The 19,515-nt window shown below is 55.3% G+C and carries 15 protein-coding genes and 1 tRNA gene; 8 read left to right on the top strand and 8 right to left on the bottom strand.

All coding sequences use genetic code 11. The features are described 5' to 3' along the window. Window positions 1-288 precede the first annotated feature (288 nt). The 4 genes from Pan181_RS13105 to Pan181_RS13090 all read right to left on the bottom strand — a co-directional run bounded on the left by Pan181_RS13105 (window position 289) and on the right by Pan181_RS13090 (window position 3,219). Window positions 289-1,152 (bottom strand): ATP-binding protein, encoded by an 864-nt coding sequence (locus Pan181_RS13105; protein ID WP_145247261.1) that lies wholly within the window; start codon window positions 1,150-1,152, stop codon window positions 289-291. After that, window positions 1,149-1,514, bottom strand: coding sequence for a hypothetical protein (locus Pan181_RS13100; protein ID WP_197529232.1), 366 nt, complete (start codon window positions 1,512-1,514; stop codon window positions 1,149-1,151). The genes Pan181_RS13105 and Pan181_RS13100 overlap by 4 nt, the downstream gene beginning before the upstream one ends. A 125-nt stretch (window positions 1,515-1,639) precedes the next feature. Continuing rightward, window positions 1,640-2,746 carry a GTP-binding protein gene (locus Pan181_RS13095; RefSeq protein WP_197529231.1) on the bottom strand — a complete coding sequence of 369 codons (1,107 nt, stop codon included), beginning with the start codon at window positions 2,744-2,746 and terminating at the stop codon, window positions 1,640-1,642. Beyond that, a complete protein-coding gene (locus tag Pan181_RS13090) occupies window positions 2,740-3,219 on the bottom strand; it encodes a glycine cleavage system protein H (RefSeq protein ID WP_231943833.1) in 480 nt (159 codons plus the stop codon). The genes Pan181_RS13095 and Pan181_RS13090 overlap by 7 nt, the downstream gene beginning before the upstream one ends. Before the next feature lie 293 nt (window positions 3,220-3,512). Between Pan181_RS13090 and Pan181_RS13085 the strand changes: the two genes are divergently transcribed. The 8 genes from Pan181_RS13085 to Pan181_RS13050 all read left to right on the top strand — a co-directional run bounded on the left by Pan181_RS13085 (window position 3,513) and on the right by Pan181_RS13050 (window position 14,791). Continuing rightward, a complete protein-coding gene (locus Pan181_RS13085; RefSeq protein ID WP_145247259.1) occupies window positions 3,513-4,670 on the top strand; it encodes an AraC family transcriptional regulator in 1,158 nt (385 codons plus the stop codon). 423 nt (window positions 4,671-5,093) lie between these two features. Further along, a complete protein-coding gene (locus Pan181_RS13080; RefSeq protein WP_145247258.1) occupies window positions 5,094-5,660 on the top strand; it encodes a hypothetical protein in 567 nt (188 codons plus the stop codon). 40 nt (window positions 5,661-5,700) lie between these two features. Then, window positions 5,701-6,642 carry an IS5 family transposase gene (locus tag Pan181_RS13075; protein ID WP_145244898.1) on the top strand — a complete coding sequence of 314 codons (942 nt, stop codon included), beginning with the start codon at window positions 5,701-5,703 and terminating at the stop codon, window positions 6,640-6,642. Further along, on the top strand, window positions 6,633-8,861 hold the full coding sequence (locus Pan181_RS13070) for a PEP-CTERM sorting domain-containing protein (RefSeq protein WP_145247257.1): 2,229 nt from the start codon (window positions 6,633-6,635) through the stop codon (window positions 8,859-8,861). The genes Pan181_RS13075 and Pan181_RS13070 overlap by 10 nt, the downstream gene beginning before the upstream one ends. Before the next feature lie 100 nt (window positions 8,862-8,961). Next, entirely contained in the window at window positions 8,962-10,014 is a 1,053-nt protein-coding gene (locus Pan181_RS13065; RefSeq protein WP_197529275.1) for a DUF1559 family PulG-like putative transporter, read from the top strand. Window positions 10,015-10,221: 207 nt separating this feature from the next. Then, on the top strand, window positions 10,222-11,358 hold the full coding sequence (locus Pan181_RS13060; protein ID WP_145247255.1) for a DUF1611 domain-containing protein: 1,137 nt from the start codon (window positions 10,222-10,224) through the stop codon (window positions 11,356-11,358). Beyond that, window positions 11,355-12,374 (top strand): dipeptide epimerase, encoded by a 1,020-nt coding sequence (locus tag Pan181_RS13055; protein WP_145247254.1) that lies wholly within the window; start codon window positions 11,355-11,357, stop codon window positions 12,372-12,374. The genes Pan181_RS13060 and Pan181_RS13055 overlap by 4 nt, the downstream gene beginning before the upstream one ends. Before the next feature lie 119 nt (window positions 12,375-12,493). Beyond that, window positions 12,494-14,791: a serine hydrolase gene (locus Pan181_RS13050; RefSeq protein WP_197529229.1), complete on the top strand. Its 2,298-nt coding sequence runs from the start codon at window positions 12,494-12,496 to the stop codon at window positions 14,789-14,791. 1,102 nt (window positions 14,792-15,893) lie between these two features. Here the strand turns inward: Pan181_RS13050 and Pan181_RS13045 are convergent. From Pan181_RS13045 to Pan181_RS13030, 4 genes are all read right to left on the bottom strand, one after another. Further along, window positions 15,894-16,745 (bottom strand): carbohydrate porin, encoded by an 852-nt coding sequence (locus tag Pan181_RS13045; protein WP_145247252.1) that lies wholly within the window; start codon window positions 16,743-16,745, stop codon window positions 15,894-15,896. 9 nt (window positions 16,746-16,754) lie between these two features. After that, entirely contained in the window at window positions 16,755-17,345 is a 591-nt protein-coding gene (locus Pan181_RS13040) for a hypothetical protein (RefSeq protein WP_197529228.1), read from the bottom strand. A gap of 548 nt (window positions 17,346-17,893) precedes the next feature. Beyond that, window positions 17,894-17,977, bottom strand: a tRNA-Leu gene (locus Pan181_RS13035). Window positions 17,978-18,110: 133 nt separating this feature from the next. After that, entirely contained in the window at window positions 18,111-19,508 is a 1,398-nt protein-coding gene (locus tag Pan181_RS13030) for a hypothetical protein (RefSeq protein ID WP_197529227.1), read from the bottom strand. Window positions 19,509-19,515: the final 7 nt, after the last annotated feature.

Genomic DNA, 19,515 nt, shown 5'->3' with positions numbered 1-19,515 from the left:
AGAGACATTCGGGCCAGCAGAGTCTAACCCTTTATTGCAGGGGGCAAGCGTCTGGCAAGCCGCAGGCGAGTCGAATTGGTAGGAACTTACGGTAGCTACGAATGAAGAGGCCTCTGCAGGACCGACATCGCGACTGAGATGTCGAACTCACAAAGGCCTCGGGCGATCGTGGATAGGCCTTCTAGTTTAACCGATCTGGGGCTTGCTGGTTACGTAAAAATCCACGGATCTCGCGGGTTAGACCCTCAAAATCCCGCCTTGGTGGGGAATTTTGCGACCAATTGTGACCTAAAGGTCTTTTTTCTGTCTTTCGAGTGCTTCCTGGGCAATCTTCTTCGACTGTTCGGCTTTCAACCGGATTTCGTCGGCACTCGGTAGATTGGTCAGGGCTTCGGCCGGAATGTCCAGATCGCCCATGCCAGCTTGTAGCTTCTTCAGGCACCGCTGCCGTTCCTTGAGCGCCCGTTCGTCGTCGCGTTCCTTGGAGAACCGCGACTTCGCTTTCGCATTGCGGTCGCGAAGCATGGAGTAGATATCTCCGCCAAGCAGCGACGAGATATCGACCTTCATCGCCTCACGGCGGACATCGTCGGTATTCACTTCGTCGCCATTGATCGGTCCCGCTTTGTACTTGGGGAACAGAATGGCCACTTCCGGGCAAACCCGCGAACACGCAGGGCAATCGGTCTTACAGTTCGTTTCGTTGCGGACGGTGATCTTGCCTTCTTCGGTGGCCCCGTACACATCGAACAGGCAAAAACTCAAACACTGCATGCAGTTGGTGCAACGATCGTAATCGATGACCGGGAACCAAGGCTTCCAGCCCTCGGAACCGACGCCGCCGGTGGTCTGGCAGGCGTCTTCCACCACTCCTAGCACCTGGTCGGAATCGAGCCCTGCGATATCGCGTACGTGCAGGTTTGCTTCTTTGGTGTCTTGCGGAGTGATCGTAGGAATTGGGCCGTTAAACTGCCCAAGAACAACGAGATTTTGATGACCTTGGCCGCGAAAATCGTCGTCGGTCTGCACACAGCTCACCGAATACCCGCGATCGAGCAACGCAGTGAGTAGCTCGAGCCGGGCTCCCTTTTGAAATGGCTCGCTCGCCTGGCCTTCGTAGAGGACGACTCTCTGGACGGTGGCACTCATCATTCGGTCTCCTGGGTAGTATTGTCTGCTTCGCCAGAGGGCTCACCGAGTAGTTGGGCACATGACTCATCGGCATTGAGAGTTCGCATATTCACGATTTCGACATTCTCCTCAGTGAGCGGAGACCCAGCAGCAGCGAACAACCATTTCACCGCTCGAGGGTAGCAGGCGGCAATCTTCAAGCCAGGTTGTTGAGCGTAGCACGCGAGGGTCGGATCGCGTTTGGCCGACATATTGCACAAGTCGGCGACCGATTCGAACGCCACGCCCGACTCTACCAATTGCTCGAGCACGCCATCTTTGACCTCTTTTGGTACCACTTTGGCATAGGCACAGCGACAGTAGAGAATGGGGGGCGACGACATAGCAACTCGTGAAATATCTAATGAAGCACGGTGATGGGCGGCAAATCACCAGTGTACCCGCCGCGGAAGTCTAGTTGAACTTCCCGGGAGATGATAATGTTCGCATTTCGGTAGGCTACACCACGTTAGTCGGCACAAGTAACCCGATGCGTCGGCTGGGGCGGGGCAGGGCGGAAGGCTTCGGCATGGCGGATTTCCGAGTTTGCCGAAAACTTGCTGGACACTTTTTGCAGCTCGTCCTCCACGATCGACTTAAGATCCTGCGGGTCTCCCTCAGCCCGCAGATTCACCAGCAGCTGGCCGGCCGCAATGGGAGCGTTCAATTCGTAGGCCAATTCCACCTCCGAGGCTTGTCGCACCACGTTCGCCACTGCCAGATCCAGCCCTTCTGAGGGGGCGAGCGTGGCCTTCAGGTGGGCTACTTCGATCGATTGCTCGTTAAGCTGTTGGTTGATCGACGTGAGTAGCTCATGCAACAACGCATTTCCATCGAGATCGTCACCGGTGAGGGTCGCTGAAACGTTTACCCAACCAAGCAAGGCTTCCCCTTCGGCATAGATATCGTAGTCGACATCCATGATCTTTCGCGTTGCAGGGCCTTCCTGCTCCATGCGGTCCATCCACTGGTCCAATCCATCGCCATGTCGCGCCGAGATGCGTAAGACTTCGGACTGCGGAAATCGCTGCTCGAGTTCACGCTGCAATTCATCTAGATCTGATTCTTCTAGCAGATCGCACTTGTTGATCACTATCAAATCGGCTTCTTCGAGTTGCTTGCAATAGATGTACGATACTTTTGGCGAGAACGACTTGCCTTCGAGCAAGCCGAGAATGCGCTGGGCACGTATCGGATCGACCAATACACTCAGCGGCGAAACGTTAAAGTGTTCTCCATAGAGCTTGCGAAGTGGGTAGCCAACCGTGGCTTGCAAGTCGGTGCAGCTGCCCACTGGTTCGGCGAGAAACACATTGGGGCTGGCGTCGGCCGTCAGACGTTCGGATGCCTGCACCAACGAATCAAACTTGCAGCAGAAGCACCCACCGCTTATTTCCTCGGTGGCCAATCCTTGCGCACCAAACATCGTCGTATCGACGAGACCTACGCTTTGATCATTGGAAATGAGTCCTACGCGTAAACCTTGGTCAGTAAGACGTTTTGCGATCGCCAGGATGGCAGTGGTTTTGCCGGCACCCAAGAATCCGCCGATCATTGTATAGCGGGCTTTTAGCATGATTTATCCTCTTGCTGCTGTTGCTCGGCGAGCATTTTATCGATGGTGGAGTCTAGCAATGCAATATATTCATCGGTCGTCAGCACTGTGCCAGGCATGCTCCCATTATAGGAAAACAGCCAACCACGGTCGTACGGATCGTTGTCCACTTGCTGAGGATCACTATCGATTGATGGATTGCGACCGACGAAGGTTCCTGAAGCGATACAGTAGATGTCTGCTAAAGCCTTAAACCCCTCAACCCAGCCGATGGTCTGTCCTTCCTCAATTTTGTCTTCAGGATGCGTGTCGAAATGAATCTCGACAAAATCTCCTAACATCCTAGTAGCAAAACGGGTTAAGCCAACCCGAAAGGTATCATCGCCGGTTTGTTCGATCCAATAATGCGATGGAGTAAAAAAATACTCTTTGGGGAGTCGCGTCGTAAAACGTCCTCGGCGGTAGTAAACCGTTTTCGACGGATCAATGGGCATCGCTAAGCTGGCGTAGGTGGGGGGAAGGTCAATCGGGTTAGCCTGCCGAGGTGTCGTCCGAATCACCTGCAAATCGGGGCTGACATAACCCTCTACATATAGCTGCCGACGCGGCAAATCGCAAGTATTCCAAGCGACTTGCGGCCGCTTCTGTCCCGAATTACGCTGCAGTATTACGGGCACTACAGGCGTGTTCCGTAGAGGCATCTGTCGGCAGCTTGGAGTCACTCACCAGATTTGCCTTTCTCCCTCCCATGCGTTGGCAATTTCAGGCGTGTGACGAGCCGTAGTTCATGTTGGACAAGAAGAATTCTCACGTCGTGCAGATTGCGGTGCTGGTTGATATCGACGACTCCTGGGGGCGCGGGATTGTCGAAGCAGTGGCTCGCTACGCGGTAGGCGTCTCTTGGCAATTGCTCATCGCTCCGCGCGACTCGCAAGGCCGGCTCCGCTTGCCCAAAGGCTCGCAACTCGATGGCATGATTGTTTCGATGCGCGAACAATCGATGCTTGCACATGTGAAGCAAGCCAGCATTCCGACAGTGAATGTGTCGGGTATGTTTCTCGACGAGCCCTGGGCTGGTCACGTTGCGACCGACGACACCGCGCGGGCCAAGATGGCGATGGAGCATTTCCGAAGCCGGTTGTTGGAGAACTTTGCGAGCTACGCCCCTCAGATTGGTCGCTATAGCGCTAGCCGCGAGGGAGAGTGGTGTCGCATTCTGGCCGAGGCTGGATTTGAATGTCATCGGTATGCTCCGCGCAGGAACTCTTCAAGAACAAAGTGGTTGGATGATCGTGATCGTGTTGCGAGTTGGTTAGAGTCGTTACCAAAGCCTGTGGGGGTGTTTGCGGCCGATCCTTATCCAGCACGGCAGTTGGTGGAAGTTTGTAGTTGGAAGGGCATCGATGTTCCTGGCGAAGTTGCTGTACTTTCGGGCGACGAAGACGACTTGCTCTGCCAGTCGGTTACGCCAGAGATCTCGAGCATCGAGTTGGCGTATCATCGAATTGGTCTCGAATCGGCAAAGCTCCTCACCCGGATCATGAACTCAGGTAAGACGCCGCGGAAGACTCGCTATATCAAGCCATTAAGCATTCGACTTCGGCGTTCTACCGATATGATGTCGATCAATGATCCGGTCGTATCGGAATGCGTAAAGTTGATTTGGCAACTCCCGCCCGATCAGGTGGAAGTGCACAAGCTTGTCCGCATGGTTCATATATCACGAAGATCCTTAGAGCAGCGTTTTCAACAAGCACTTGGTAGAACTCCCGCGCGGGAGATTCGCCGTATGCGACTCGAGAAAGCAAGACAGCTTTTACTATCGACAACGCTAAGCATCGCCAGCATCGCCGATCAGTGTGGCTTCTCCAGTGGACCCTATTTATCACGAGTGTTTCGGCATCAATTCGGGGTGAATCCGAGCGACCTACGCATCGGTCGCTAGTCGGTGCGCAAAAAGACACAGGGTGTGCGTTGGAACGCATTGCATCGATTTTACCTGTGGCTATCTTGGAAGTAGTGGCAGTCTTCGCGACTGTTAGTGGGGTGATACAGTTCCGCTCTACGAGCGAACAATCACTGCTTGGGTGTCATTCCTATCCATTCATCTTTCAACTCTTCCTCACGGGAGGAGCGACAGGCGTTATTGTCGCAAGGTGATCATCCATCGTTGAGTCTCATGTCTCTTAGGACATTGCAAGTTGCTAGACAACTTGCGATGCGGGTGCTTCCGTCCCGTAAGACGCGATGACTCGAAACGTACCCACTTAGTGCAGGTGGATACGAACAATCAATAGCTAAGTCACTTCTAATGACGCATCGCATGCGAGTTGTGTGGTGGTGGTTAGGTATTCAGAAGGGCAGTTCCATGATTTGTAAGAAACGTCAGCAATCGCTTCGTTGGTGTCTGGCCAGTGCCGTGGCATTGATCTCTCTTGGGTCGGGATTGGCAAGAGCCGAGATTCTTGTATCCGATAACTTCAGTTCGATCGGATCCGGCGTCGGCTGGGCCGAGAATTCCGCCTGGGGCAACCTTTCGAGCCTCGAAGCGGGGGTGCTTGAGTTCGTCGACAGCGGCGTGCGTGAGTTTGCCGAGCCGATCGATGTGAACGCGATTGGCCAAATCTACATGGCCCTCGACTTCACCCAAATTACTCCTGGCGATGGTACCTACTGGGGGGGATTCACCGTGTGGGAAGCCGATTGGGGCGAAGCCATTTTCTATGGCAATCCATGGGGTGGAGAAAACGGGCTGAGCGATCTTGGTGTAGCGACCAATGCTTCGAACGTTGCGGAGGATCCTTCGAGAATGGCTCCTTATAATGTGCTGCATACGGGAGTTGATTTGGACGGGACACTTCAATCCTCGATTCTTGAGATCACACTTCGCAACGGCCTTGTTGAACAATTAGTCACAAACCTCCGTAAAAACTAACGTGGAATGGAACCACGTACCTTTTTTACGGAGATCGAACATGGCTACGAAAGAAAAACGAACCTACAAAGTCACGAACTGGAAGGAGTATAACAAGTCGCTCATCGAGCGTGGAAACATCACTATTTGGTTTAGCGACGAGGCGTTGGAGAACTGGGAACATCCTAACGACCAGACAAAAGTCGGTCGCCCTTTTGTCTTCAGCGATACGGCGATCGAGTGCTTGCTGACGATTCGCGAACTGCTGAAACTTCCCTATCGGCAGACTGAGGGATTCGGCCGCTCGCTGGTGGCGATGTTGGGCGTCGAGGCAGCGATTCCCAATTATTCTTCGCTCGCCAAGCGAGCCAGCAAGCTGAATGTTTCGCTCGATATCGCTAACAAGAGGGGCGACATCGATATCGTGGTGGATAGCACCGGCATGAAAGTGTTTGGCGAGGGCGAATGGAAGATGCGGACGCATGGCAAGTCGAAGCGGCGGACATGGCGGAAGCTGCATTTGTCGGTGAATCCTGACACCCGCGAGATTGTGGCGGAGATTTTGACCGAGAACAGTTGCCACGATGCCGATGCGGTTCCCGAAATGCTGGAGCAGGTGGAGCAGCCCGTAAAAAAGTTTCACGGCGACGGTAGTTACGACAAGTGGAAGGTTTATGAAGGGCTGGAATCCGAAGGCATTGAGCCGGTGATTCCGCCGCAGCACAACGCCAAGATCAAACAACATGGCAACTCTGCGGAGGAGCCTTTGCCCCGGGACGAGGCAATTCGTCAGATTCGACGCAAGGGGCGTAGGAGTTGGAAAGAGGAAGTGGGCTATCATCGTAGAAGCTTGGCGGAAACGACCATGTACCGAGTGAAACAAAGCTTTGGGAGCCATCTCAAAAACCGAGTATTCGAAAACCAACAAACGGAAGCCCGCTTGCGCTGTAAAATCATCAATCAATTCACCCAACTCGGGCTTCCACAGTTCGAGTGGAGTTAGTCAACAAGGCCCTTCGCAACAATCAAGCGAAGTATCGCCTGTGGGGTCCTGGCAATTACGACTTTAGCTCGCCAACTGACGAGTTCGTGGTACCTCTTGCCGACTCTCCGATCGACGCTCCTTGGGTCCGCACCGCGTTTCGTTCGAATCCCGATGATGGAGTGCTGAACGCGGCCGACAATCTGGTGATCGCTACGTTGCCGACAGACGTTGGGTTGACCTCCACGGTGGATGTCGAGGTCGATCGCACCACTGGCACGGTGACCATAGCCAGTTCGTCGACCCAAGCGAACGTGGTTGGTTACACGATGACTTCTTCCTCGGGTTCGCTCGATCCTGTGGGATGGACTCCGATTGCTGGCAATTACGACGCCGCCGGGGATGGTTCGGTAGACGACACAAACTGGCAAGTCATGTCCAATTCGATTGGAGGACTCGTCGAGATGACTGTTCCTCCCAATGCAGTAGACGGCGCAAGCCTTGGCGGTTCGACCATCGACCTCGGCAACGCCTGGATTCCGTCGCCTTTTGAAGACGTCGAAATCTCGTTGATGGTTAACGACGGTGGGCAAGTCAAGGAAATCTTGGGCATTGTCACTTTCACCGGCTCTCGTGAACTGGCCGACCTCAGCGGCGACGGCGTTGTCGACGTCGACGACTGGACCGCTTTCAAGTCGGGACAAAACGCGACTGCCGGCCTGAGCTTCGGGCAGGCGTATCGGGTCGGCGATATGGATGGTGATCTCGATCATGATCTCGAAGATTTCCGACTCTTCCAAAATGCGTATGACGAAGCAAACGGGCTGGGGGCCTTTGATGCCATGCTGGCAGGGGTGGCGGTTCCCGAGCCCTCTTCGGTGGTGTTGTTAGGATCTCTTCTCGCAATCGGCGTTGCCGCGCGTCGGAGTCGTGTGCGAGTGTTGCTGCTAGCTTTGTGCTTCACGTTTGGCCTTGCGATTTCGACCCAAGCCGAAACCTACGTGAAGGACTCCTTCACCTACGAAGGTTCGGGCAGTGGTTGGCGAGCTGGAGATATCTGGAATATCGTGGAAGACGATACTTCGCTCTCGACACCTGGCTACGACGCATTTCGAATCACAGAAACTCCGATCGATCCTTTCGATAGCGGGCAAGTTTATATCGCATTCGATATGGAGGTCACCACCCTTGATGGTTGGGGAGGTTTGGCATTTTTCGAAGAAGATGATTTAACTGGACAAGGATATGGAGCTGAGACGCTGTTTATTGGTCAGCCGTTTGGGCAATCGAACCTGGGCATTAGCCTGAATCAAGGTGATCTACTAATGAGTTCGGTCTCGGCTCTTCCCGAGGGAACGATGCATCGCATGGTTGTTGGTATCGATTTCGACGACGATGGCAATGAACCTTTCCAAGATATATACAGTCTGTGGGTGGACAATGATGATATCGAGAATCCTTCTGCTTCATTGACGATTGAAAATAGTCCGATTCTTAATTCGTGGAAGGCAGTCCGCATTGCAGGTTCTACGAGTTTTGCAACCGACAACTTGGTTATCACCGATAACGCCGACGAGGCGTTTGCCAAGCCGCTGCAGTTGCAGGTCGACCCCGTTAACGGAACCGCAACTGTCGTGAATCCAAACAACATGGAACTTACCATAGACTCTTACTCCTTGGTTAGTGAATCTGCTTCCATCAATCTGGGCGGTGCGGCTGGCGACTACAACGCTGATGGCGAAGTCAATCTCGCCGACTACACGGTATGGCGCGACAACCTAGGCGCCGATGCGGGTGCTTTACCGAATGACCCCCACAACGGTGTGATTGGGATGGACCAGTACGACACCTGGAAGGCGAATTTTGGCACATCTGGTGGCACCGGCAACGGATGGTTGCCGATCGCCGAGCAATCACTCCCAGGCGTTTCCACCGGTACTAGCGATGGATCTGGATGGGAGATCGGCAGCAACCCGAGCAGCAGTGAGGTCAGTGAGTACTTCCTCCTCGGTGAAACCACGGTAGCAGCGGGTGGATCAATCACGCTGGGCCAAGCGTTCGACACATCGGGTACCGACGATTTGGTTTTTACGTACCAGATCAACGGCGAACGATACATAGGGGGGAAGGTCTCGCTGACTGGTTCGTTAGCAGCAACCACGGTTCCGGAACCCTCAACTCTAGGACTGGCCGTGCTAATGCTTGTCGGTTTCGCGCAACAAGTACGCTGCCGAGTGTAGGCAAGTCGTGTCGATCGAGTAGGAATGGTTACCTGCAGATCGATTAGTTCAACGAGCCAGAACGTCTTATCAAGTGACATGCGATTGGAGGAGCAGGAAGGTGTTAAAACAGTATTCCTATCAAACGAAAGTGAAACCAGGATTCACACTGGTAGAGTTGCTGGTGGTGATCGCCATCATTGGCATTCTCGTTGCACTTATTCTGCCGGCCGTGCAAGCCGCACGAGAGGCCGCTCGACGAACTCAGTGCATCAATCAACTCAAGCAGTTTGGTCTAGCGGCTTTGAACCACGAGTCGTCGCACGGCTATTTGCCTACCGGTGGTTGGGGCTGGCGGTGGGCGGGAGATCCTGACGCGGGATATGGCATAGAGCAACCAGGCGGCTGGTACTTCAACGTGTTGGAGTATCTCGAAAGCGGTACCCTTCGCAATTTGGGTTCCGACGGCAATGCTAAGGTGATTTCGACCGAGCAGTTGAATTTCAGCGGCCAGCGAGTATCGACACCGGTGCCAGAGTTTGTTTGTCCATCGCGTCGGGGAGCAAGTGTGTATCCCTATATTCACTCGAGCGCCTACTTCAACGTCACCCGCCCTGAGTATGTTGGCCGCAACGACTACGCGGCCAACGGCGGTAGCATCTTCCCACCCGATGGTATGTGGGAAGGGCCTGCACCAGTTGGCAACCAGATGCCTGACATTCGCGAAATGAAGAACCTGTTCTACGAATACACTACACCATTTGCCATCAAGCAAGGGCGTGGTGTCAAAGACCCGGGCAATGGTCCGATTCTGGCGCTTAGCACCACTCGGCTGGCACGCATCGTAGATGGCACTTCGTTGACGATCCTGTTTGGCGAGAAGCACATCCCGTTCGGCGAGTACGATACTTCGAACACGGCCGGCAATGATCAAGGTTGGGACCTCGGATACGACATCGATATCCAGCGATGGACCACTCACCCACCGCAATCCGACTCCGAAACCGAGCAAGTCGATGTGTACTCGGTATTCGGAAGCAGTCACCCGGGTGGGTGTCAGTACGTAAATTGCGATGGCTCGGTGGTCACCATAACTTACGATGTCGACGAAATCGCCTATCGCGCGCTCGGCAGTATCAATGGTGAGGAAATCGTCGATCAGGCCGCATTCTAAACGGCACCTCAATTGAACAAGCGTCTTCGAGGCAACTGTTTGCCAGTGGGTAATCACCAGCGTTGGTGAGTTGCCTGGGGCAGTCTGGCAGGCAGTTGTCTCCCTGGACGATGGCCAGTTTCTACAGCGGCTACGCATTCTTGGTAGGTTTTTACTTGTGCGAGTAGGTAGCAGAAGCTGCATGCGCACAAGAGGAGTAATACGACTATGGCCCAACTTCGTACCGATCTGCCGATCGGCGATCATAAACCACTGCATGCACGACTCATTCCGAAGGTCGTGGACGACTCGCCGATCGATTTGTTGCAATACCAGCGAATCGTGATTGTTACCGATGGAGCTTCGCGCTCGGGAGCAGCGAAAACCGCGACCGGCTTGTTGCGTTACCGCCCACAGCACATCGCTGCAGTGCTCGACCGTAGCGAAGCAGGCAATACCGCTCAGCAGGTGTTTGGCACCGGTGGCGATGTGCCGATCGTGAGCAGCGCGCAGCAGATCGCCGACGCAGATGCCATGTTCATCGGCATCGCACCCGCGGGTGGCAAGCTGCCTGAGTCGTGGAAGCCGGTGCTCACCGAAGCCCTCGAAAATGGGGTCGATATTGTCTCGGGGCTGCATGAGTTCCTCGTCGACGATCCTCAGTTGACGGAGACGGCAACAAGGCATGGCACCAAGTTGATCGACGTCCGCCGGAATCGTTTCAAGAGCGTTGCCAGCTGTGCAGAGTTTCCCGCCAGCAACCTGCGGGTGCATACCGTGGGGCACGACTGTGCGGTCGGCAAGATGGTAGTCTCTCTCGAAGTACAGCGCGAACTGCAAAATCGTGGGCGCGATGCCCGCTTTCTGGCCACTGGGCAAACGGGAATCATGATCGCCGGGCGCGGGGTGCCGGTCGATTGCGTGGTGGCCGACTTCGTGTCGGGGGCGGTCGAACAGTTGGTCGTCAGTCATCAGCAACACGAGTTTGTGCTCGTCGAAGGGCAGGGCTCGCTGACGCACCCTAGTTTCTCGGGGGTCACCTTGGGCTTGTTGCATGGGTGTGCTCCTCAGGGACTCATCATGTGCTACGAGGCTGGGCGTCGATCGGTGCATGAACTGGCGCATGTTCCACTTCATTCTTTACGGGATTTAATTAGTATTTACGAGTCGATGGCCAACGCTCGTCACCCAGCCAAAGTGATTGGCGTCGCGGCCAACTGTCGGAATCTTGACGATCAGGCCGCCGAGTACGAAGTCGCGCGGGTTCAGGACGAATTGGGTTTGCCGGCTTGCGATGTGTTTCGCCAAGGGGCAGGGAAACTCGCTGATGCAGTCGAACAATTAAAACTCGAGCTGACGCGATGAAACTGAACGTGCATCGGTGGAATCTTCCGCTCAAAGCCCCGTTTCGAATTGCCCACAGCGTGACCACTCACCAGGCAACGCTGGTTATCGAGTTGGAGCACGAAGGTGTTCGAGGTTTGGGCGAGGTCGGAGCCAGCACCTACTACGGGCATACCATCGAGTCGCTGCAGCAAAGCGTCGAGTCGGTTCGCAGTCTTGTAGAAGCCATCGAGCCTACCTCTGGCGACGACCTGTGGAACGCTTTGCACTCGGCGCTCGCGCATGATGTTTTCGCCCTCTCGGCGCTCGACATGGCGTGTCACGATCTGGTCGCCAAGCGAGCTGAGCAGCCTTGGTACGCGATGCAAGGTCTCGAGTGGAACAACACAGTTCAGTCGAGTTGGACCATCGGCATCGACACGCCGGAGGCCATGCTCGAGAACTTGCAATCGCATCCTGGCTGGTCGTGCTACAAGGTAAAGCTCGGTTCTCCACACGACATGGAAGTAATGGCCCTGCTGCGGGCGAATACCGACGAGTTGCTGCGGGTCGACGCGAACGCCGCCTGGACCGTGGACGATACGCTTCGCTACGCGGAGCAGCTTGCCACGTTGGGAGTCGAATTCATCGAGCAGCCGCTGCCGCCAACTGCGACGAGGGAAGAACATTTGCAGGTGTTTCGCAACGCCTGCTTGCCGATCATCGCCGACGAAAGCTGTTGTACCGAGGAGCATGTGGAACCTTGTTTGGAGACTTTTCACGGGATAAATGTTAAGCTCTGTAAGTGTGGTGGGCTTACTCCGGCGCTTCGCATGCTTCGGCAAGCACGTCGGGCGGAGGCGACCACGATGGTGGGCTGCATGCTGGAGACCTCCATCGGCATCTCGGCCGCGGCGCAGTTGCTGCCGCTGCTCGACTGTGCCGACCTCGACGGGGCGCTGTTGCTTGGGCGGGACCCCGCGGACGGTGTGAGCATTGATTGCGGGCGAGTCACTTTGTCGCCCCACCATGGTTGCGGTGCCGATTGGCAGCCGTGATAGTAGAGAACAGGCGAATCATAAGTCATAATTACCCCAAAGATGATTCCATGCACCGATTGCCAGTTGCACTTCTTCTCGTAATGCTCTTGGCCGCCACGCCTGTAACAACCGACGCCGTGACAGCTCCACCTGCCAATCCCACTGCCGACGACTACGCCCCGGTGATGGAGAAGCTCACCGAATTCATCAAGGCCGAGCGGAAATCGAAGCGGCTCGCGGCGGTGTCGATCGCTTTGGTCGATCAGAATCACACCGTCTGGCAACAAGGATTCGGTACGGTCGACACCAGAAGCCGGCAACCGGTGACCGATTCGACCGTGTACCGAGTCGGATCGGTGTCGAAACTCTTTACCGACATGCTGGTTGTGCAGCTCGCACAAGAAGGCAAGCTTGATCTCGACGCCGATATCCGCGAGTACCTTCCCGAGTTCGCCCCCGAGAATCCCTACGACAAACCAATCACCCTCCGTCAGTTGATGTGTCACCGGTCGGGCATCGTCCGCGAACCGCCCGTCGGACATTATTTCGATCCTACCGAGCCCACACTCGAAGCGACCGTCAATAGCTTGAATGAGACCAAGCTGGTCCATCCTCCGGAGACTAACACCAAGTACTCCAACGCTGCGGTGTCGGTCGTTGGACGCGTGGCCGAAGTCGTCGGCAATCAGCCATTTGCCGAGTTGGCCACCGACCGGTTGCTTGTCCCACTCGGCATGCAGCACAGCGATTTTGTGCGGACCGACGAAATCGATCGCCTGTCGGCCACCGGCTGGATGTGGTCGGTGCACGCCCCGCGGACGCCTGCCCCCACGTTCGCGCTCGGTACCGCCCCCGCGGGTAACCTGTACTGCACGGTCGGCGATCTGGCTAATTTTGTGGCAATGGTTTGCAACCAAGGCAAGTTCGCCGGCCAGCAAATCATGCCCGCAGAGGTGATTCGCGAGATGCTCACGCCGGCCGCTGATAGTACTGGTGCGCACGCCACGTATGGACTGGGGTTCCGACTGAGCGAAATTGAGGGGCATCGCACCTTTGGCCATGGAGGAGCGGTTTATGGGTTTTCGACCAACGTGCTCGGTCTGCCCGACGACGAGATCGGCGTGGTCGTCACCTCGGCGGTTGATTGCTCCAATGGATTTACCAGTCGTGTTTGTGAGTACGCCGTGCGACTGCTGCTCGCTCACCGCGCCGGCGAACCGTTGCCTGAGTGCCCAACGAGCAAGCGACTGCCAGAAAACATGGCTCGCTCGCTGGAGGGACCTTATGCTTGCAATGGCGAAACCCTGCACCTGCTGGCCGACGATAACAAGCTGTACATGGAAAAGGGATACCAGCGCCGCGAGCTGCGGTCGCTCACCGACAATACTCTGGTAGTCGACGACCTCGATGGCTACGGGCCACAAATCAAGCTCTCGGATTCCGGCGAGCTGTCGATCGATGGCAACACCTGGCAACGCCAGCCCGATACCTGCCCGCCGGAGTGTCCGGAGCATTTTCAGCAGTACATCGGCATCTATGGTTGGGATCATAACAAGCTCTATGTGTTCGAGCGTGACGGGCAGTTGTGGGCGTTGATTGAGTGGTTTTTCTACTACCCACTCACCGAAGTCGAAAAAGACGTGTTCGCGTTCCCGGCCGAGGGAGGACTTTACGAGGGTGAGCAGCTTGTTTTCGAGCGAAACGAGGAGGGGGAGATTGAATCGGTCGAAGCTGCGTGCGTCGACTTCAAACGCTTGCTGGTTGGCGAGAGTCTGCAGCAGCACTTCGAACTGAAGCCAACCAAGCCAGTTGAAGAACTCCGACGGATGGCCGCCGCGGCTGATCCGCCCCGCGAACCTCGCAAACTCCGCGAGTTCGATCTGGTGGAACTCGACAAGCTCGCGCCCGGCATTCATCTCGACATTCGCTACGCAACCACACGCAACTTCATGGGCACGCCGTTCTACACGTCGGCCCATGCAATGATGCAGCGCCCCGCGGCCGAGGCCACTGCGGCCGCACAAGAACAGTTGGAAGCTTCTGGTTACGGGTTGTTGATTCACGACGCGTACCGCCCTTGGGTGGTGACGAAAATGTTCTGGGATGGCACGCCGGCTCATCTGCGCAGGTTCGTCGCCGATCCGGATTACGGCTCGCGACACAACCGTGGCTGTGCGGTTGACCTCACGCTGTATGATCTGCAAACCGGCGAGCCAATCGATATGACGTCGCTCTACGACGAGTTCTCCGAACGCTCGTACCCCCTCTACCCAGGCGGCACCGCCCGCCAGCGATGGCATCGGCGGTTGCTCCGCAACATGATGGAAGACCAAGGCTTTAAAGTCTTCCGCTACGAGTGGTGGCACTTCGACTACGAAACCTGGTCGCAATACCCAATCGGCAAGGAAACATTCGAAGAGATCCTGTCCGAGTAACCACCTGCTGGCAGGCGATTATTCTCAATCGTCGGTCTTTGCAACGCCCCCTGCTGCAGCCGATGAAATAGATTCCCAATTTACCCACCGATGGGAGAATTGAATCTCGCGCAACTCTATAAAACCAGTGGTATTCGAGTGCGAATAGATTCCCATTTCCCAAAACGCATCGGATGGGAAACTATTTTCCCGCTGCGCACTTATCACAAGTCGTTTGTAGGCATGCACTTACATCAACACCTCCACGATAGTTGCCAAAAATAGATTCCCATGGGTGGGAAACTATTCTGGGAGGGGGCCGATTGGAGATTTGTGATTGCAGATTGCGGAATGTCATCCTGACGGGAGCAGCTTCCAGCACCCGAAGGATCTAGCCTGCAGCTTTGACACCCGCGCAGCAGCGAACACCTACGCAACCAACCATTCGCCTGCGCACTGCGACACGTTTGAATTGTCAAAAACCATCACATCTCGCTAACCTCCCATCGATACAAAACCAACACACATTGCACCTGTTCATTAGACCACCATAAGTGGCCATTTGCAAGCAAAAAGTGTTGTCGATAATCCAGCGAGAGACCCCTGTTATTCTGCCTGATAAAGGCGTCGACTAGAGAGGTGGAATACGTAATTGCGATGCTTGCGCGGACACTCATTTCCCTAGAACCGAGAGAGACCCTGATCTGCTCGAAAATCTCACCGCTCGGCCATCCAAGCCGGCTAATCGATGCAATACAACCAGTTGAAGATATCTGTTGCTTGATTAGGATGAACTACAACAGCTTGGGTTAGAATTCTTGTCTCTCTAGCGGAGTCACCACAGATGAAACGTCGTCTACGTCTCTTTCTCGTATTAACGGCATTGATCGCTTGCAACGGAGTGCTGCTGATCGGCAATGCTCCTTCCACCGTTAGTGCCGACTCTACTTTGCAGAGCAGTTGTGTAGCCGCTCGTTGGTATCACCGCGCACGCCAGGGACAATTGAACTATCGATCGACTCGCTCTGGTCGATCCACGCGACACACTGTCGAGCCACAGAGTGTGCAACCTCGCCAGCAATACCAATATCGGTAAGGTGTGCTATCGAAGCAGCGCGTGCGATTACAGCATGCATTGGAAGCGAAGACCAACGACGAGCGCATCGCGACCGCTCCCTCCTGGGGTGACGATATATTGCAGGTCGGGCTGCAACTGCAGCCAGGGGGTCGCCTCATAGAGATAGAACCACTCCAAGGCGGTTTCGCTCATGTCTGAATCTTCACTTCCCATTGGGCTCAGGAAGGTGTGGGTTCTACCTCGATAAACCGTTTGACGGCTGATGATGAGCGGACTGGTCAGTGCAGTGCTGAAGCACGCGTGGGCAATACCGAAGCCAACGTAGTCATTGTCGCGGCCCTTGAACAGTCCTTTGTAAAGCAAGCCGCCGCCGTAGTACTGCGTCACGTCGTTGTACTCTTCAGGGGCCCAGCCAAACTGACCGAATAGGGCCAAGCCCTGGTCGTCCTCCGGACTGTCATGCTCTTTCCAGAGGAGTTGTTCGCCAGCAGTGAATAGGCCATAGTTGCCCGCGTGGGGTTCCCCCGTACCTATGTTGCTAACCTCACCACTGTGATACCACAGACCAACATGATAGCCGCCGGGCAGCGAACCGCTGGCAAATGCAGGACGATAGATCGCCTCGACTATGCTTAGCGATCCCTCACACCCCAAGTCGGACCACCCCCAGGTTCGTCCATTGGAACAGCCATCAAACACCGCTGCGCCAATCCACCAGGCATCATTGGGCGTCAAGTACACGGCTGCTCCCATCGCCGGATCGGGAAAGGTTGGCAGCGGTACGTTCGGAATCAAGCCGAACGACGATCCAATGAAACTGGCCGCCGAATCGAGGGCACAAAAGTCGGCATTGCCATCCTGTTTTCCAAACTTGAAGGTGATTAAACCTTCGGCCAATGGCTGTAACTACCAGTATTCGCTCACTTGCGAAAAATCGCCGGCGTCGATATTGCTGATTGTTTGAAAGTCCCCCACGAAGTCTTCAGTGATACCACTGCCGTGCCCTTGCTGGCCGTAGAGAAAAAATGTACCGCCGGACAATCCAGCGATTTGCTCTAGGTCAAAGTCGAGAATCAAGTCGAGATTCCCGCGATATCGGGTAGCGGACTTCGTGCTTAGACCTCCGCGTGCATTATTGAAGAACTCACCTGTATAGGCGAACTCGCCCACTACTGGTCCCAGTTGATGCAACCGATCGTCGAACAAGTTCAACCGCGGCAGAGTTTCATCTGTCGGCTCTTCGAGCGTCGACTCGTCGTTCAATGAGTTGGAATCAGGTTCATCGTCGACAGGTGCAGTTGGGAAGTAACCATCGGAAGCGATGCTTTTGTCTTCTGCTGCAGGGGCTCGCGAAGAGGCTACCGCCACCGAGAGAGGTTGTGCCAAGAGCATGCCTTGTTGGGGGAAGGAGTGGATGTCCCCCGACCAAGTCTGCGCTGCACCAAAGAGTGTGCTGACGAATACAGTTAGCGATAGTGATAATCGAATGAGCCTCATGGCAACTCGTGCTTCCCAACTAAGAACTAATCATCCTTGTCTTCGGTACAACACTGCCAGACGAATACCATCTCTCACCACTGTCCAATTAGTCTGATTGTGAAGGCACATAAGAGCCATGGTGAAGTGATTCATTCCCCTATCTATGCTACGGCAGCAGAGTGCGGGCTATTACAAAGCATCGGTTGATGGCTTGGAGCAACTTCGTAATCTGTCCATGGAGGTCCTGAGCATTCGCTTACAAAGGAATGTGGATCTGGACCAATTACACCAGTTTGCCAGAGGTGAACATTCCCGCTCGCGGACCACAGCCAGTCAACCATCCTGGGGTAGACATGCTCGAGAAACGATCCCTCAGTTGTTGAGGTGGATCTACTTCCTAAGAAGCAATGGCAGACCATTGTCCTGGATCAGATTTGAGAAAGCAGGCGAGCCAGTGATGCAAGGGCAGTACGAATCCAAAGCCGACTCTGATTTACCACGAATCCCTTATGGGCATAAGAAAGGACTCAGGGATAAACCGCCCTAAGTCCTTGCGTTTGAGAGAGTACCGGAGGAGGGACTCGAACCCTCACGCCCTTGCGGGCACTGGATTTTGAATCCAGCGCGTCTGCCAATTCCGCCACTCCGGCTTGGTAGTGGTAGATATAAGCTTACGTTAATCTGCGTCAGTGACAAGTGGGTGGTCTGGTAGCGGCGAAACCGGCCGCTTCAGGCCGTGGGAGGAGACGTCGATTGACGCAATTGCGTAAAACAGGGCGGCTTTTACTGGGCCGCTGCGTTGGCTTCGGCGAGCTCTCGCTTGAGCTGCTGGGCCAGGCCGGGGGCCAGGAACTGGGCCAGCACGTCGCGGGTGTTGCTGAAGAGCGTGGTGATCCGCTTTTGAACTTGCGGATCTTTGCTGGTGATGTACTGCTCGGATGGGCGGAGGTGTTGCTGATCGAACGCGGTCGCGGAAGGTATATTCTCGAGCATGACAATCAGGCGGTTGGCTTCGGTGAAGTCCTTGGCCTTGATCTTCATCCGGGCACGCGAAGCATAAATGTTTCGCTGGGCGACGTAGTCGATCAATTGCTCGCGGATGCCAACCAGTTTGGCCTCGGCTTCTTGCCGCTTGCTATCGTCGAGCACGGGGGCTTCGATGATTCCATCGGCTCCAGGCACAAGCGGGATCTTTGCGATCCATTGCCCGCTGCTTTGGACGAAGGCGACCTGAATCGGCGTTTCGCCATGGTGGACGACGATCGTCCCATCGTCGGTAGTCTTGCCGATGAACTCTCCTTTTTCAGCGCCCGCGTCTCGCTGATAGACACGGAAACCAGCCAAGGGATCTTGTTGCTCATCGCGTGAGTAGAGCTTCAGACGGGTTTCTCGATTGCCAGGACGCACGAAGGCAGCGACCTGATCGACACGGCCACGCTGGCGAACGCCCATGGGGATGGGGGTATGGCTGACGATGTCGGCCGTGGTGGTCTCGCCATCCAAGGCGTTGGTCGACAAGTAGGTCCAGGGGACAGGCTGAATCCCGTTTTCGACCGGCTGGCCGGTGCGATCAACACGGCGGAGCACAGGGCGGAAGACTTGTCCTTCCTCCAGCAGTGGGAGCGTGTGTTCAGGGCGCGGCAATCGCGAACCTTTCATGCTCATCTCCACTTTGGTGGGTGTCTCGCGAATGACTTTAAACGTAGCCATCGGCGAGAAAGCTTGCAGTGTGGCGTCGAACGCCAACTCTTGCAGCTCCGCCTGATTGCGGGTTTCAAGAGTCCAGATTTGACTCCAAGTTTCTAGCAGGCAGTCGTATTCCTGGGCGTTGGCCGTGTACCCGGTGGTGGTCTCACAAAGTGATACGACGATCAGTTTGTCGAAATCGGTGCGAACGGACTTGATCGCCTTGTCGGAGAAGACCGCAAGGTTCGAGTCGTTCGAGATGGCCACATCGTCGGGCAGTTGGGCGATGGTAATCTTCCAAAGCGGTCCCATCGAAACCCGGCCACGCGATTTCAGATAGACCGGTAAACTCTGCTCAAGCTGGCGATTCCAGGTCTCCGACAAACGGCAGTCGACAAGTATTTGGATGTTGTAGGGGGTGATATCCCAGTAACGGTCGACCGATGCCCCCCACGAAATGGTAGACAGGGCGAACCAGCCAATCAGCACACGCATAGCGAGC

Origin of the sequence: Aeoliella mucimassa, assembly GCF_007748035.1 — a bacterium.
Classification (GTDB): Bacteria; Planctomycetota; Planctomycetia; order Pirellulales; family Lacipirellulaceae; genus Aeoliella; species Aeoliella mucimassa.
This window is presented reverse-complemented; position numbering and strand designations above follow the sequence as displayed.